The following is a 14,795-nucleotide window of genomic DNA, read 5'->3' as shown; positions in this document are numbered from 1 at the left end:
CATGCAGCGATCGCCGGCCATGCAGGCTCTCAGTAGTTGCGGGCGCGCTTCATGCACGCGAGGTGGCGGTCATTGACCCGGTTGGCGAACCAGGCGGTAGTCAGGTTGCGGGTGATCTTCGGGCTTTCCAGCCGGATTCCCGGCAGCACCGCCCGAGGCAACGGCTTACCCGCGCGCTTTTCGGCCAGTGCGAAGACCTTTTCATAGAGGTCGGTTTTCTCGAAACCATGGGTGTCACCGCGCTCCAGTGCGTTGCGAATCGCCGTATCGCTCATTTTCAGTTTGCCTGCCAGCGCGCGAACTGCACGCTCGGTCTGGCCGGCCTTGCTGCTGCCGTGAATGATCAGGTCGCCGTCGAGGGCCAGCTTGATGCCACTGGCGCGGCTCACGGCGGCCTGAAACGCGGCGTTGCGACTGGCGTACCAGCCGGCATTGAAGTCGGCGAAGCGGTACAGCGGTTCGCGATAGCTGGTCGGGTAGTCGAGCAGGTGGGCGATGCCGAAATACATGCCACCGCGGCGCGTGAAGACTTCGTCGCGGATCGAGCCTTCCCGTTCATAGGGGTAGGTCCATCTACGGTCTTCGGCAAAGGCGATGCTGACCTGCATCGGGCCGCCGGTCTTGACCGGGTTGAGCGTGCCGAACAGTTGCTTGCCGAGCGGCATGATGCCGAGGAAGTCATCGAAGATCGCACTCAACTGCTCTTCGGTGCGCACGGCCGCGAGACGCTGGCTATAGGTCTTGCCGTTGGGCGACTTCACGTCCAGCGCCGCATCCACCACGAACCGCGGGATGTGCAGGCGGCTGGCGCGACGGTAGATTTCCTCTCGCGCAATCTTTGCCAGGCCGGGTACGGGCGGGGTTGCCTGGAATGTCGATTCCTGCACCGTCACGGCCAGGACCGAGCAGATGTTTTCATCGTTCGGCGGGATATCCAGCGCATCGAAGGCTGTGTAGATGTCCTGAGCCCACCCCTGACGATCGGGAATGTTGGCGGGGATCAGGCGAGCGATCCTGGCCCGGACTTCTTCCGGCTTGGGCGCCGGAGTCGTCGGCTGCTGGGTTCCACAACCGGCAAGACCGAGCAACGCCGCTGCGACGATTGCTGCCAGTAAAGGGCGAGTGTTGCCAGGAACTGGTCGGGTAGCGGCAGGGCTGCACGCCGAGCGGAAGGTTGAAATCGAAATAGTCATGCGGTCCTGAATGTGATGAGCGCCTGGGGCTCGGACAGTAAAACGGCCGAAACCGTTCTGCCTCTTTCAGAACTGCGATTCAAAACCGACTGGTTCGCTCGCCGAATCCCGGCGCGCACCTGACCTGCGGCGCACAGCCTGTGCCAGTGCCGCAAGCGGCGTACGCTTAGCTGTAGCAGCTCGCGCCGGACTCAGAAATCGTGGCAATCCGGCCCCTAGCGCAGGTACGTGGTTTCGTGGGTTTCGCCCTTGGAATCCACATAGGTCATCCGGGCGGTCACGACCTCGCAGCCGCCAGCAGGCACGTCCATTGATATGACCTTGGCGATGTCCAGCTTGTCGCCATATTGATAGGCCTTGGGTTCATCGGCGGCATGCGCCAGCTGGGCACTGAGTGCCAGGCCGGCAATCCAGATCAGTTTGTTCACAGGTAACCTCCAGAGTGCCTGCGGGCCCAGGTCGCTGCGACGGGGGCGAAGGCAGGCGTTTCTTGCGTGCAGCGCCTGCCGGATGGCAGACGCCGGGAAATAAACGAGGCTGCCACGAGGAAAAGCAGCCAAAAGGTGGCAGGACGCCCGATCGAAGGAGCGCTCGATCGGCGAAGGAGCGGACTGGCTTCTAGTGTCCGTTGCCACCCGGCAATTTTAGTGAGCGACCAGGAGGGGAAAAACCGCGCCAGCGGTGAAGCACCTTTACCCGCCGCGCAACAATCGATCAGGCCCAATGGGCCGGGTCCTGCAGGATGCGGTGATAGTTGGTGAATGCGCGCGGCAGCTCCAGCGCGAGAAAGTCGACCCAGGTCTTGATCTTCGCGTCGAGAAAACGCCGGGACGGGTAGAGCGCGTGGATCTGCTTTTCCTGCAGACGATAGCGGGGCAACAGGCGCAGCAGTGCGCCGCGCTGCAAGGCCGGAGCCGCGACATAGTCGGGTAGCAGGCAGATGCCCATGCCGGCTTCTGCTGCGCTGGCCATGGCTTCAGCCACGTTGACCTTGAACGCTTCGCCAGGGCGAATCACGTCTTCGGCACCGTCTGCGATGAAGCGCCATTGATCCGCGAAGACCGGGTCCGCCAGGCGCAGACAGCGGTACTGTTGCAGGTCACGCGGTTGCTGCGGTACGCCATGCTGCTCGAGATAGCCGGGCGCCGCGCAGACAACATTGCCAACCTCGCCCAGTCTCTGGGCGATCAGCTCGGAATCCGGCAGCTCGCGGGAAAGCGTGATGATGACGTCGAGTCCAGCTTCCAGCAGATCGGGCTGGTGTTGCGAAAGGGTCAGGTCGAGGCTAACTTCGGGGTAGCGCTCACCGTATCTTCCAGCCAGCCCTGCCAGCAGCTGGATGCCCAGACCCGTCGTCGAGTGCACGCGCAGGCGCCCGCGCGGGGTCAGATGGGCCCCGCAGGCTTCCTCCTGTGCCTGGTCCAGCTGTGCCAGGATCTCGCGCGATCGTTCGAGAAAACGTACGCCGACCTCGGTCAGCGCCAACCGCCGTGTGGTGCGGTTGAGCAGGCGCGCGTGGAGGTGGTTCTCCAGCTCCGCCACCAGGCGGGAAACCTGCGCGGTGGATGTGTCGGTCAGCTTCGCCGCGGCGGTGAAGCTGCCGGCGTCGACTACCCGGACGAATACCCGCATCGCTTGCAGCATGTCCATCGAGTAAGGCCTCTGTGGGTTATTGGCCAGGCACGCCCGGCGATGGATTTTCAGCGTGCGCCGATGCGGTTTGCGTGCCTTGCCAGCCGCCGCCCAGCGCGAGGAACAGGTTCACCTGGTCTTGCGACAGTTGGGCTTGGGACGCCGCCAGGGCGGCTTCGGCCGTTGCGAGGGTGCGCTCGGCGTCGAGGCTGTCGAGATAGGCCAGTCGTCCTTCCTGGTACAACCGGCGCGTGTGGTCCGCGGCGTCTCGCGCGGCATCGCGCGCTTCGCGCAGCGCTTGGTTACGATGCAGGTCGTGAGCGTAGTGCGTGAGCAGGGTCTGGGTTTCCCGCAGTGCGTCGAGCACAACTCCGTCGAAGCGGGCGAGGGCGGCAGCGGCTCCGGCCTCGGTGGCGCGAACGCGCGCGCGATCGACCTGGGTCGGAAAATGCCAGCTGAGCGACGGGCCGAATTCCCAGCGACGGGTTACCGGATTACCGAGGTGTTCGAGCATTCCGGTGTAACCGGCCGCAGCGCCGAGACTGACCTGCGGATACATCATCGCCGTGGCGACGCCGATCTGTGCCGTAGCGGAGGCGAGTGCGCGCTCGGCCGCCCGGATGTCCGGGCGGCGCTTGAGCAGGGCGGTGCCATCACCCAACGGAATCGCCTGGCGCAGCTGCGGTGCGTGACTGCAGGCGGTAACCGTCTCGGGAAGGGCTCCGGGCGTGCGGCCGAGCAGGGCGGCGAGCTGATACAACGCGGCTGCCTTCTTCGCTTCGAATGGCGGCAACTCGGCACGCAGAGCCTCCAGCTGGGCGCGGGCGCGGGCCACATCGACTTCGCTGCCACGACCGCCCACGAACAGGCGCTTTGCGACATCCAGCTGTTGCTGCTGAATCGCCAGTGAATGCTCCGCTATCGTCCGCTCCTCGCTGGCATGACAGGCTGTCATGTAGCTGCGTACCACCCCGGCCACTGCAGTTATGCGGGCCGTGTCGAGCAGCGCCGCACTGGCGTCGGCATCGGCTCCCGCTGCTTCCGCAGCGCGATGCAGCTGACCGAACAGATCGAGCTGGTAACCCACGCTGAGGCCGGCGTCGGCGAGGTTCATCACTGGAAGTTTTTCCTCCAGGGCCAGGGCTTCGCTGGACAGCTGGCCGCGTGCAACCGAGCCGTTGCCGCCGACCACGACCTCCTGCGCGTGGTGCGCCATCTGGAAGCCTTCATAGGCGCGACGCAGGTTGTGATACGCCTGGCGCACGTCGGCATTGCCGATCAGGGCTTCACTCACCAGCTGGTCGAGCGTCGGGTCGTCATAGAGCTGCCACCAGTCGTCCGGCAGCGGCGCCTGTTCGACCCGCTCGTTGCCGGCCAGATCGAAGGGTTTCTGCGCAGCAGCCTGCAAGGCCACGGCTTGGTCTGGCACGCGGTAGTCCGGGCCCACCGCGCTGCATGCCGCGAGCAGCGCAGTCAGCGCGAACGGCAGTGCGTATGCCGCGCGACTCATTGGCTGACCGTCGCCGATGTGTCGCGCGGCCACGGCAGCACGGACAGCGTCGCGGTACGGCCGACCACCAGGCGGATGTCGCTCTGCTGGCCTTCGTCCAACACCACGCGAACCGGAATTCGCTGCGCCAGGCGCACCCAGTTGAAACTCGGGTCGATATTCGGCAGCAGCGAGTTGCCGCGCACTCGGTCGCGATCCTCGATGCCTGCGGCGATGCTCTGCACATGGCCGCGCAGATGCTGCGCTTCGCCCATGATGCGGATGTCCACCGGCTGCCCGATCTCGATGGCGTGCAGCTTGGTTTCTTCGAAGTAGCCTTCGACACGCAGTGAATCGGTGTCGACGATCGACAGTACCGGCGTACCGGTTTTTACGTAATCGCCCACGCGCATTGTCTGATCACCGAGATAGCCATCCACCGGGCTGAGCACGGTGGTGCGTTCGAGATCCAGACGCGCCACGCCGAGGGTTGCTTCAGCCGTGGCTAGGGCGGCAGCGGCGCGCTTGACCTGGGTGTCGCCAATCTCCACGGTTTCCGCAGCGATCAGGTCTTTCAGCACCCGATTGCGCTTGGCTTCGCGTTGCGCCTGGTCCAGCTGCGCGCGGCGCTCGACCACCGCGGCACGGGCTTCTTCGACGGCCAGCTCGAAGCGTGCCTGATCGATTACGAACAACACCTGGCCGCGGCTGACCTTCTGGTTGTCGCGCACGTGCAGTTCGGTCACCAGCCCGGAAACATCCGGTGCGACCTGAATGATGTCGGCGTGCACGTGGCCGTCGCGGGTCCAGGGCGCCTCCATGTAGTAATCCCACAGGTGCAGGCTGACGACGACGGCGATGACAACCGCCAGCAAGGTCAGCAGCACCGAGCCGGCGGCGGGTATCCATTTCTTCACGATTCACATCCGGGGTAGGAGATTGAACAGGGCCCCGAGCACGATGATGTACAGGGCGAGGTTAAACAGCGGCGGATGCCAGACCCAACGGTAGAAACCGGCACGCTGCAGCGCGGAGGCGAGCAGGCTCTTGACGCCGTAGGCGGCCAGCATGGCGACCAGCAGGACCGGCACATAGACGCCGTACACATCGAGGTGACCGGTCATGCGTGCGCTCCAGCGTGGGAGAGGCCGGCTTCGGGTGGCGGGCCTCCCGGTGCGGCACGCACGCTCGCCGATGCGTCGGCGAAAAGCGCCAGTCGCAAGCCGTGCACCACCTGCGCCGCCTGGTGTGCGCTGGGCGAAGCATCGCGCTGCAGATCCTGCAATGCGGCCTCGAGGGCGTCGTGTAAGGGCTCCGGTGCCGGAAGTTGGCTACGCGCGGTGGCGCACGCAAGGAAATGCGCGCGGATCATGCTCAGCACCGGCTCCAGCTTCTGCTCGATGGCGGACGCCGGCCGCAGTTCACGCAGTTCCAGCAGACGAAAACCGACGCGCAGCTCGCGCGTGGCGTCATTCAGCGCCAGGCGATCGTCATCCAGCTGAGCCAGGCGTGGCAGCACCTGGGCGATACGGTCGATGAAACTCGAGGCATCATCGGCTTCGTTGCGCCAACGTCGCAGGTCTGCCAGCGCCGCCAGGCTCAGCCAGCCGTGGCGTACCAATCGCCGCGCAGCCCAGAGCGTACCGAACGGCCGGGTCAGGCGGGCCCAGACGAAGGCGAAGAGCACGCCCAGCGCAGTGGACAGAGCGATGTCGGCAAACAGCTGAAAATCGGCGCGGTAGCTGTCCTGAAGGGTGATGTTGGAGATCGTCTGCACCGCAATCACGATCACTGTCCCGGCGTGTTGCGGTCGACCGGCGAGGGTGCCGAGCAACAGCAGCGGCACGGCGAGCAGGATGGCCAGGCTGCCGAAATCGTGCACGTTGGGCATCAACGCGAATAGGTAAATGCCAGCGGCGGTGGAGGAGATCAGCGTGGCGACCAGAAACGACTTGATGAACGGCGCCGGATTGTCCTGACTGGCGAAGAAGCAGCCTGCCACCGCGGCGATGAACACGCCGCTATAGCCGTGCTCCCAACCGGAAACGAACCACAGCATGCTCAGGCAGAATACCGACAACGCTACCGAAGCCGCGGTGAATGCCAGTAGGCCGTAGTCATAGTGGCGTGGCCCGCCGACCAGTTGCTGTACGTGATAGCGCAGCGTCGGTGCCGCCTCGGGATGGCCCTCATGAAACTGCTGGTAGAGGTCGAGGCAGTCCTGCCACAGGTCGATCAACGCGCGCAGCTGGCGCAGGCCACTGTCGATCGCCAGAGCATGCGCCGGATGGCTGTCGCCCAGCCTGGCTGCCAGCTGCAGGCTGCGTTCGCGCAAATGATCGCCGTGCCCAGCCTCGGCATCGGACTGAATCCAGCGATCCACCTCCTGCAGGTAATCCACCAGTTCCGGCAGCAAGCCCTGTAGCTCGGTTTGAAGCCGGTGTAGCGAGTCCGCGGTGGAGATCAGCTGCGGCATCAACATCGCCATGCGCGCGCGAAATTCGCGAGCATGGACGGTGGAGAGATGACTGCTATTGTCGTGGCTCAGATGGCTGATCATTGCATCCAACCCCATCACATCTACCAGCAGCCCATTCAGCGCACGTTGGTCGGCTTCGCCCAGGTGCTGGGTATTGAGCATCCGGCTGACGGCACCGCGCCCATCACGCAACAGCAGGTGCATCTTCGCCGCGAGGGTCGGGGCGATGCGGCTGGGAAACAGCACAGCGTTCACCACGCTGGCGCAGACGATACCGAGCAGAATCTCCTCGGAACGCGCCAGGGCGACATCGAAGATGGTCGATGGGTGATTGACCTCGGCGAGACTGATCAGCGGCACCGTATAGGCGGCGAGTAGATAGATGTAACTGCGTGGCGAGCGGTCCAGCAATGAGAGAAAGAGCAGGGCGCCAATCCACAGCGAGATCGTCAGGCTGAGCATCACCGGTTGCTGAGCGAACGTTGGCAGAAGCACGACCGATGCGGCTGCACCGAGCAGCGTGCCCAGCGCGCGATAGATCGCCTTTGAACGTGTCGCCCCGGACAACGGATGCGACACGACGTAAACCGAGGCCATGGCCCAGTAAGGGTTTTCCAGCGGTATCGCCAGTGCGATGTACAGCGCAAGCAGGGCGGCAATCAGCGCCTTGGCCGAAAACAGCCATTCGCGCCAGGTTGGCATATTCATAGAGTTCGTTTTTTGGGGCGTGGACCAAGGGCGGGAGAGGGCGCGGCCGTCACACTGCAACACAGATGGTTACATTTAACGTCAAAGACGTATGACAGACTGAACAACCACTAGGACGATTAGTGCATTTTTCCGCGCCGGATACCGGCACCACGGCAGGAATTCATGAGCAAACGCATTCCCAACTACGCCTTGTACGGCCAGGCTGCATTGCCCGTATGGCAGGACCTGTTGCATCTGGAATGGATCAACGAACGCGGCGACATGCATCAGCGCGAAATCAAGCCGCATCAGCATGACTCACTGTTGCAGATCGTCTATGTACGAAGTGGCGAGGGCGAAGTTTTCCTGGAGAACAGCCGAATGGGCTTCCGTGCGCCGTGCCTGATCCTGCTGCCGCAGCGCACCGTGCATGCCTTTCGCTACAGTCCCGAAACCGACGGGCCGGTCATCACGGCAGCACAGCGACCGCTGGAGTCGATGGCGCGGATTTTGTCCAGTGACCTGCTGGCCTTGATGCAACGTCCGGCAGTGGTGCCGCTGCCGTGGGATGCAGACGGCGAAGAGCCGATATGGCCGCTGATCCAGCTGATCCAGGCGGAAGCGCACGGTCAGGAACGCGGCAATGTCGCCGCGGGGCACGCATTGTTGCTCGCGTTACTCGTACATGTCGTCCGGCTGGAACAGCCAGTGCCGAGCGGTCGCCCAGCCAATAGCAGGCGGTCCCAGCTGCTGATTCAGTTTCGCGAGTTGGTCGACACGCATTTCAGACAGCATTGGCCGCTTGGTCTGTACGCCGAAGCGCTGGGAATCACGCCAGCCACACTGGGCCGAGCCACCCGCGAAGGTCTGGGTGAATCACCGACTGCGATCATCAACGAGCGAGTCGTTCGCGAAGCACAGCGTCAGCTGGCGTATACCACGCTCGACATCCAGCAGATCGCCCGCGACCTGGGGTTCGACGACGCGGCATACTTCAGCCGTTTCTTTCGCAAGCAGACCGGACTCAAACCCAGCGAATTTCGCTCGGCGTTTCGAAATGCGGAAACTAATCAGCCGAACAGCCAGCATGCGCAGGCAGAGGATTCACCTGAGAGCTGAAGTGCTTTGGAGATATTGATGCGAAAAGCTGGAGGTGATCTGGTGGTGGGTAACGCCTAAGGCGTAAGTCGTATTTCGCATAATTGAGGTTCGGCGTTATGTTGAGCCGGTGCGCTGGGACTATCACACGGCCAGCGCAGCCCGTAGGGCAGGCGTAACATAACGGCGGATTATGCGATGCGCCGGTACCATTTTGCTCCTCGATCAAGATCTTCCAGGAAAAGTGAATCGCCCCGGCTTTTGTGGAGGCCGTTTCGTTTAAGTCAGGCCGCCATGGCCTGACCTGCTTGTTGCTGGTAGAAGTTTGCCTCAGCTTCCGCAGGCGGGATATAGCCGATTGAACTCAGCAACCGCTGGTGGTTGTACCAGTGCACCCATTTCAAAGTCGCCATCTCAACAGCTTCGCGGCTCTTCCATGATTGACGGTAAATCAGCTCGGCCTTGTACAGCCCGTTGATTGTTTCGGCCAAGGCGTTGTCGTAGCTATCGCCCTTGCTGCCAACTGAGGGCTCAATACCGGCCTCTGCCAGTCGCTCGGTATAGCGGATCGAGACGTACTGACTGCCACGGTCGCTGTGATGGATCAGGCCGCCAGTGCGATGCGGTTGGCGGGCGTATAGGGCCTGCTCCAGGGCATCCAGCACGAAGTCGGTCTTCATGCTGGTACTGACTCGCCAGCCGACGATCCGTCGCGCAAATACGTCAATCACGAAGGCCACATACAGCCAGCCCTGCCAGGTCGACACGTACGTGAAGTCCGACACCCACAACTGGTTCGGGCGATCGGCATGGAACTGGCGCTGTACGCGATCCAGCGGGCAGAGCGACTTGTCGCCGGCCACCGTTGTCCGCACGACCTGGCCGCGCCTAATGCCCTGCAATCCAGCCCGACGCATCAACCGTTCCACCGTGCATCTGGCCGTCTCGATGCCTTCTCGCCGGAGTTGCTTCCAGACCTTCACCGCGCCATAGCACTGCATGTTGGTGTTCCACACCCGCTGGATTTCCAAGATCAACGCGTCATCGCGCCGAGCACGGCAACAGCGCAGTTCCGGGTTGCGCTGCTGCGCCGCGTGCCGGCGGTAACCGGACGGGGCGATCTGCAAGACACGGCAGATCGACTCGACCCCGAGACGGTCACGATGCTGATCGACAAATGCCCTCAGGACTTGGTGCGGCGGTCGAGCTCCGCCTGGGCAAAATACGCACTGGCCAGGCGCAGAATCTCGTTGGCTTTGCGCAACTCACGGTTCTCACGCTCCAGGGCTTTGATGCGTTCGCGCTCTTCGGTGGTCGGCCCAGGACGCTGACCGGCATCAGTCTGGTGGCGACGAATCCAGCCATGCAGGGTTTGCGCTGCACAACCAATCTTCGGGGCGATGGCCTCAATGGCCGCCCACTCGGAGGGGTAGTCGTTCAGGTGCTCCAGAACCATGCGCACAGCACGTTCACGGACTTCGGGGGAGTAGGTCGTAGTCTTTCTCATAGCCTCATCTTCTCAAGAGTTGAGGCCTCCACGAAACCCGGGGCGATTCAAAGGAACGGTACCAAAATGCTGATTAAATTCGACGTGACCAACGAGGAGGGCGACCGCCTCAAGATGCAATACGGCCAGAAGGTTGCCAGCAAGGCATTCAAAATGGCCGCTCTCGATGCCTTCGACCTGCATCACAAGAACCAGGAACTCCACGAAGTCATCGACAGCCAGCGGACCGAGATTCGCCTGCTCCGCAACATCATCGAGCAGGCCCGAGCCTCGGCTGCTCAGTTGCTCGAAAAGACCGGCCAGGGGGATTTAATCAATGGATAAGCTCGCCTGTAGCTATTGCGGCTCTGTTTGTGATGATGACGAGATTGTCAGCACTGGTGATCCTGTCGACTCTCACATTTGCACCGATTGTATTGAGACGGCAGAAGAACTCCGCTCTCTCGATTTAGCTGATGCTTTTCATCGCGCCCGCGTTCGGTGACCTCGACCTCGCCGCTTGCGGCGATTAGTCGCCTGCACTGCCTCCGGTCGTGCCGCATAGCGCCTGCGACGATACCCCCGAAGGGGCCGCAACCATCGACCCACAAAAAAGCCCCCAGCGGCCTGTATGGCCCTCTGGAGGCTTCTCGCGATCTTCGTCCCGTTGTCCCGCCACTACCTCAACCCGCGCGATCTGCCCAAATGGAGCCGCTCCTGGGCTTCTCTCTGCCGCTCTCCCAGGATCATCAGCACTGCTGACGGTTAGGTCACGAAGTTGCAGTGGTTCCGCCGCGCTTTGGCTTCACCGGCGCAGCCGGGTCCACCATCTCTAATGGTGGACTCTTGTCTCATGGTGAGACTTTTGGGGTGGTTTTCAGACTTCCAGCTCTAACGTCAGATCGCCCGAGGCGCTGACCTTCGCGCATGGCGTCGCCTTCTCCAGGATGAAGTGTGCCAATTCGCTGTCTTTGATTGGCATGCGTCCCTGCCTGACCAATAACTTATTGATTTCTATGCACTTTTGTCTAAGCGCTTCTTGCTCTGTATTCGACAGACGCAGGGTGGCAGGCATCGTCAGTTGACCCATATCAAATTCACCTCCTGAAGTGTACGTGCATGCATGTGATTTGTATTGACGTATACAAGTTCACCGGTATACATTCCGCCGCAATGTGATTTGCATGCATGCATGCATAGGCGAATGGACTTCACAAATGCTCGACAAAATCCACCTCTTCGTACCGTTTCGGGTCGACGCCATCGCTACCAGCACTGGTAAGCGCGGCAACGAGCTGTTGGTGGTCGATCTGGAAGCCCTGGGCGTTCCGCTCCGTGCTACCAGCGTCCTTTCGGACGGGAAGGGTGGTTATCAGGTCGAGGACATAAGCCACGCTCGGGAATCTCTCTCCACCGGCTTTACGCCGTTGGCGTTTAAGGTCTTTCACCAGTCGCTCGGCAAGCGCATACAGCCCGGCGTCGAGCTGAAAGCCAGCCCGGCGAAGCTGCTTCAGGGGCACAACGTCTTCGGGCCTACCTCGATCCGGAAGGGCGGGGAGGTCATGCTTAAGTGGCTTGCCGGCTCCTACCCGAAGCTCTGGGCTTTGTTGGACTGGCAGGCCGCCGAGGTCTACGGGATCGACTGCACCTATTCCGCTCGCCTGCCCGATCAGCGCACCGCGCTACAGCTCGTCCAGGCGCTTCGCATAATTGAGGTTCGGCGTTATGTTGAGCCGGTGCGCTGGGACTATCACACGGCCAGCGCAGCCCGTAGGGCAGGCGTAACATAACGGCGGATTATGCGATGCGCCGGTACCATTTTGCTCCTCGATCAAGATCTTCCAGGAAAAGGAACGGTACCAAAATGCTGATTAAATTCGACGTGACCAACGAGGAGGGCGACCGCCTCAAGATGCAATACGGCCAGAAGGTTGCCAGCAAGGCATTCAAAATGGCCGCTCTCGATGCCTTCGACCTGCATCACAAGAACCAGGAACTCCACGAAGTCATCGACAGCCAGCGGACCGAGATTCGCCTGCTCCGCAACATCATCGAGCAGGCCCGAGCCTCGGCTGCTCAGTTGCTCGAAAAGACCGGCCAGGGGGATTTAATCAATGGATAAGCTCGCCTGTAGCTATTGCGGCTCTGTTTGTGATGATGACGAGATTGTCAGCACTGGTGATCCTGTCGACTCTCACATTTGCACCGATTGTATTGAGACGGCAGAAGAACTCCGCTCTCTCGATTTAGCTGATGCTTTTCATCGCGCCCGCGTTCGGTGACCTCGACCTCGCCGCTTGCGGCGATTAGTCGCCTGCACTGCCTCCGGTCGTGCCGCATAGCGCCTGCGACGATACCCCCGAAGGGGCCGCAACCATCGACCCACAAAAAAGCCCCCAGCGGCCTGTATGGCCCTCTGGAGGCTTCTCGCGATCTTCGTCCCGTTGTCCCGCCACTACCTCAACCCGCGCCCCGATCTGCCCAAATGGAGCCGCTCCTGGGCTTCTCTCTGCCGCTCTCCCAGGATCATCAGCACTGCTGACGGTTAGGTCACGAAGTTGCAGTGGTTCCGCCGCGCTTTGGCTTCACCGGCGCAGCCGGGTCCACCATCTCTAATGGTGGACTCTTGTCTCATGGTGAGACTTTTGGGGTGGTTTTCAGACTTCCAGCTCTAACGTCAGATCGCCCGAGGCGCTGACCTTCGCGCATGGCGTCGCCTTCTCCAGGATGAAGTGTGCCAATTCGCTGTCTTTGATTGGCATGCGTCCCTGCCTGACCAATAACTTATTGATTTATATGCACTTTTGTCTAAGCGCTTCTTGCTCTGTATTCGACAGACGCAGGGTGGCAGGCATCGTCAGTTGACCCATATCAAATTCACCTCCTGAAGTGTACGTGCATGCATGTGATTTGTATTGACGTATACAAGTTCACCGGTATACATTCCGCCGCAATGTGATTTGCATGCATGCATGCATAGGCGAATGGACTTCACAAATGCTCGACAAAATCCACCTCTTCGTACCGTTTCGGGTCTCCAGAATCCCGCCCTCCAGGAGTGGGCTGAAAACCTCCTTCGTCTCGAAGCCACTGTTATGCACCGCTGGCTCGAACGCAGAAATATCCCGACGAATCTATGGGCCCTTTGCGACTACCAGGAGCGACTGGAAGAGCAGGGGAGTTGTTTTATTCAGTGGTGTTGGGAACAAGTAACCAAAGAACTGTTTGCGGCCTTTGAAGGTATCTCCATGCGAGTAATTAACGATGAAAAAGTGCTGGCCGCACTTAAAGCAAAGTTCACCAAACAGGGCGGTCGGTGGACTAAGGCCAAGATTGATAAGGCGACTGGCGCGACCATCCCGTCTGTGTTTGTGCCTGGACCTGCTAACGAGACAGTTGCTCTCAATCTGTTTCGCACATATCGGAGTATTAAAGATTACGGCTGGCAGGAAACTATGGATTCAATGTCCCGTCGAACTTTTTACGATCACGTTGGCAAAATTTGCGAATGCGGACTTTCGAAGGCTGCACTTCAGAAGTTGAAGATGGACGATCAGAAGAACAACGTTGTTCCGATCCTGCGCTTTCTGCAAGTTGACTTTAGCGCTCAACGTCCTGGTTGGTATGTTGAGCCATCGGTGGAGGCTGCATGATGTTGTCCTGGGCATATCTGCGCGGCTTTCGTGATTACCGGCCACGCCGCATTTATTGCAACCCGTATTTGCTTTGCAGTTACGACTACAACGAATACGAGCGCGGTTGGTTTCAAGCGCATAAGCGTACCGGGCTGTTTTCATGATTGCCCCAACCCTTAACGTCCTGGTCGTCACTATGTGCGGACTGTTGGCAATTCACTTTCTCGGGCGCTGGGCCCGTTCATAACCGAGGTATTTACCATGCTGGTACAAATGGGCCTGTGCAAAGGCGTCACTTCGAAAGAAAAGCAAAACGGCATCATCGAACACTACCTTGTGCTTACCGCACCTGGTCGTGACCAATTCGGCCAAGAGACTGAGCAATCTATCGGCCTGAAAGTCTCCAAGCGTCAACTCGATTCCGGCATTGAAAACGCCTACAAGAAGTACATCGGCCAGCAAGTTTCGGTCCCTGTATATGCCAAAGCCTGGAAGTCTAAAACCGGCACCGCTTACGGCATGGACCTATGGCTTTCTGATGACGGCCTGCCTGTACCAGTTCAGCGCGTACAACCGCGTCCTGCTGCTGTATCTGGCGCAAACTAATGGACACCTTTGTCTGCGACGAATGCGGCGAAGAGTTCGATGAAGATTCAGATGGATCGGAGTTCGCTGTTATTGACGATCCTGAAGGCGGCACTCTTTGCGCTTTTTGTAATTCAGAAGTAACGGAGTAACAAAACAGTGGACTGCACCGCTCAACTTACCGCCGAGTGCGTAACTACGGTGTTTTCCGCTGGCTTCTTTCTCACGGTCACATGTTGGGGCCTGGGAATAACCCTCGGCGTCGCTCTCGGCGTCATTCGCAAACTGTAGGAGTAACAACAATGGATGCAATCTTTGCAGCTGTAGACCTGGCCACCGTTGCCACCTGGGTTGGCGCTACCGGTGTTCTCATCATCGGCATTGCCATGGCCTTCAAAGGCATCGACCTGGGCAAGCGCGGCGTTCGGAAGGCCTAACGGCCTTTTCGGGGGAGGGGCTTCGGCCCCTTCATTCATTATGGAAGAAGCGCAAATAGCACTTACCGCAG

14 protein-coding genes, 2 pseudogenes and 1 other annotated feature are annotated in these 14,795 nt (G+C 60.6%); of the genes and pseudogenes, 7 read left to right on the top strand and 9 right to left on the bottom strand.

Annotation, left to right across the window (positions count from 1 at the left end):
* Positions 1-29: 29 nt before the first annotated feature.
* The 7 genes from LW136_RS12050 to LW136_RS12020 all read right to left on the bottom strand — a co-directional run bounded on the left by LW136_RS12050 (position 30) and on the right by LW136_RS12020 (position 7,501).
* Entirely contained in the window at positions 30-1,193 is a 1,164-nt protein-coding gene (locus tag LW136_RS12050) for a DUF1615 domain-containing protein (RefSeq protein ID WP_234172971.1), read from the bottom strand.
* Between the two features lie 215 nt (positions 1,194-1,408).
* Entirely contained in the window at positions 1,409-1,621 is a 213-nt protein-coding gene (locus LW136_RS12045; RefSeq protein WP_234172970.1) for a DUF2790 domain-containing protein, read from the bottom strand.
* A gap of 286 nt (positions 1,622-1,907) precedes the next feature.
* Positions 1,908-2,843 carry a LysR family transcriptional regulator gene (locus tag LW136_RS12040; RefSeq protein WP_234172969.1) on the bottom strand — a complete coding sequence of 312 codons (936 nt, stop codon included), beginning with the start codon at positions 2,841-2,843 and terminating at the stop codon, positions 1,908-1,910.
* Positions 2,844-2,862: 19 nt separating this feature from the next.
* Positions 2,863-4,335 carry an efflux transporter outer membrane subunit gene (locus LW136_RS12035; RefSeq protein WP_234172968.1) on the bottom strand — a complete coding sequence of 491 codons (1,473 nt, stop codon included), beginning with the start codon at positions 4,333-4,335 and terminating at the stop codon, positions 2,863-2,865.
* Entirely contained in the window at positions 4,332-5,231 is a 900-nt protein-coding gene (locus LW136_RS12030; protein WP_234172967.1) for an efflux RND transporter periplasmic adaptor subunit, read from the bottom strand. The genes LW136_RS12035 and LW136_RS12030 overlap by 4 nt, the downstream gene beginning before the upstream one ends.
* Positions 5,232-5,234: 3 nt before the next feature.
* Positions 5,235-5,438 (bottom strand): DUF1656 domain-containing protein, encoded by a 204-nt coding sequence (locus tag LW136_RS12025; protein ID WP_234172966.1) that lies wholly within the window; start codon positions 5,436-5,438, stop codon positions 5,235-5,237.
* Complete coding sequence (locus tag LW136_RS12020; protein ID WP_234172965.1) at positions 5,435-7,501, bottom strand: FUSC family protein; 2,067 nt, start codon at positions 7,499-7,501, stop codon at positions 5,435-5,437. Before LW136_RS12020 ends, LW136_RS12025 begins: the two co-directional genes overlap by 4 nt.
* Positions 7,502-7,666: 165 nt before the next feature.
* On the opposite strand from LW136_RS12020, the gene LW136_RS12015 reads away from it, so the two are divergent.
* A complete protein-coding gene (locus LW136_RS12015; RefSeq protein WP_234172964.1) occupies positions 7,667-8,602 on the top strand; it encodes a helix-turn-helix domain-containing protein in 936 nt (311 codons plus the stop codon).
* A gap of 263 nt (positions 8,603-8,865) precedes the next feature.
* Here the strand turns inward: LW136_RS12015 and LW136_RS12010 are convergent.
* Positions 8,866-10,088 (bottom strand): IS3 family transposase gene (locus LW136_RS12010; protein WP_101152418.1). Its coding sequence is split into 2 segments (ribosomal slippage): positions 8,866-9,803 and positions 9,803-10,088, totalling 1,224 coding nucleotides; the frame shifts between segments, so codons are not numbered across the junction.
* Positions 9,694-9,810: a sequence feature (AL1L pseudoknot), on the bottom strand. Its footprint overlaps the gene before it by 117 nt.
* A 66-nt stretch (positions 10,089-10,154) precedes the next feature.
* On the opposite strand from LW136_RS12010, the gene LW136_RS12005 reads away from it, so the two are divergent.
* Complete coding sequence (locus LW136_RS12005; RefSeq protein ID WP_234172963.1) at positions 10,155-10,412, top strand: hypothetical protein; 258 nt, start codon at positions 10,155-10,157, stop codon at positions 10,410-10,412.
* Between the two features lie 532 nt (positions 10,413-10,944).
* Here LW136_RS12005 and LW136_RS12000 read toward each other — a convergent pair.
* Positions 10,945-11,157 (bottom strand): hypothetical protein, encoded by a 213-nt coding sequence (locus LW136_RS12000; RefSeq protein WP_015277007.1) that lies wholly within the window; start codon positions 11,155-11,157, stop codon positions 10,945-10,947.
* A gap of 127 nt (positions 11,158-11,284) precedes the next feature.
* Here LW136_RS12000 and LW136_RS11995 point away from each other — a divergent pair.
* The 5 genes and pseudogenes from LW136_RS11995 to LW136_RS22780 form a co-directional block, all read left to right on the top strand.
* Positions 11,285-11,773, top strand: a pseudogene (locus LW136_RS11995) (phage/plasmid replication protein, II/X family); the annotation flags it as partial.
* 158 nt (positions 11,774-11,931) lie between these two features.
* On the top strand, positions 11,932-12,189 hold the full coding sequence (locus LW136_RS11990; protein ID WP_234172963.1) for a hypothetical protein: 258 nt from the start codon (positions 11,932-11,934) through the stop codon (positions 12,187-12,189).
* Positions 12,190-13,087: 898 nt separating this feature from the next.
* Positions 13,088-13,720, top strand: a pseudogene (locus LW136_RS11985) (phage/plasmid replication protein, II/X family); the annotation flags it as partial.
* A 243-nt stretch (positions 13,721-13,963) separates the two neighbouring features.
* Complete coding sequence (locus tag LW136_RS11980; RefSeq protein ID WP_234172962.1) at positions 13,964-14,308, top strand: DNA-binding protein; 345 nt, start codon at positions 13,964-13,966, stop codon at positions 14,306-14,308.
* 281 nt (positions 14,309-14,589) lie between these two features.
* Positions 14,590-14,724 carry a hypothetical protein gene (locus LW136_RS22780; protein ID WP_256449913.1) on the top strand — a complete coding sequence of 45 codons (135 nt, stop codon included), beginning with the start codon at positions 14,590-14,592 and terminating at the stop codon, positions 14,722-14,724.
* Positions 14,725-14,795 lie beyond the last annotated feature (71 nt).

The organism is Stutzerimonas kunmingensis (genome assembly GCF_021432085.1).
Taxonomy (GTDB): Bacteria; Pseudomonadota; Gammaproteobacteria; order Pseudomonadales; family Pseudomonadaceae; genus Stutzerimonas.
Note: the sequence above shows the minus strand (reverse complement) of the source record. Positions and strands in the feature narration are given on the sequence as shown.

Excerpts from the sequence above, each read along its gene's own strand:
- LW136_RS12015 (WP_234172964.1), top strand. The coding sequence starts at position 7,667 with ATGAGCAAACGCATTCCCAACTACGCCTTGTACGGCCAGGCTGCATTG.
- LW136_RS11980 (WP_234172962.1), top strand. The coding sequence starts at position 13,964 with ATGCTGGTACAAATGGGCCTGTGCAAAGGCGTCACTTCGAAAGAAAAG.
- LW136_RS12025 (WP_234172966.1), bottom strand. The coding sequence starts at position 5,438 with ATGACCGGTCACCTCGATGTGTACGGCGTCTATGTGCCGGTCCTGCTG.
- LW136_RS12040 (WP_234172969.1), bottom strand. The coding sequence starts at position 2,843 with ATGGACATGCTGCAAGCGATGCGGGTATTCGTCCGGGTAGTCGACGCC.
- LW136_RS11990 (WP_234172963.1), top strand. The coding sequence starts at position 11,932 with ATGCTGATTAAATTCGACGTGACCAACGAGGAGGGCGACCGCCTCAAG.
- LW136_RS12035 (WP_234172968.1), bottom strand. The coding sequence starts at position 4,335 with ATGAGTCGCGCGGCATACGCACTGCCGTTCGCGCTGACTGCGCTGCTC.
- LW136_RS12005 (WP_234172963.1), top strand. The coding sequence starts at position 10,155 with ATGCTGATTAAATTCGACGTGACCAACGAGGAGGGCGACCGCCTCAAG.
- LW136_RS12020 (WP_234172965.1), bottom strand. The coding sequence starts at position 7,501 with ATGAATATGCCAACCTGGCGCGAATGGCTGTTTTCGGCCAAGGCGCTG.
- LW136_RS22780 (WP_256449913.1), top strand. The coding sequence starts at position 14,590 with ATGGATGCAATCTTTGCAGCTGTAGACCTGGCCACCGTTGCCACCTGG.
- LW136_RS12000 (WP_015277007.1), bottom strand. The coding sequence starts at position 11,157 with ATGGGTCAACTGACGATGCCTGCCACCCTGCGTCTGTCGAATACAGAG.
- LW136_RS12050 (WP_234172971.1), bottom strand. The coding sequence starts at position 1,193 with ATGACTATTTCGATTTCAACCTTCCGCTCGGCGTGCAGCCCTGCCGCT.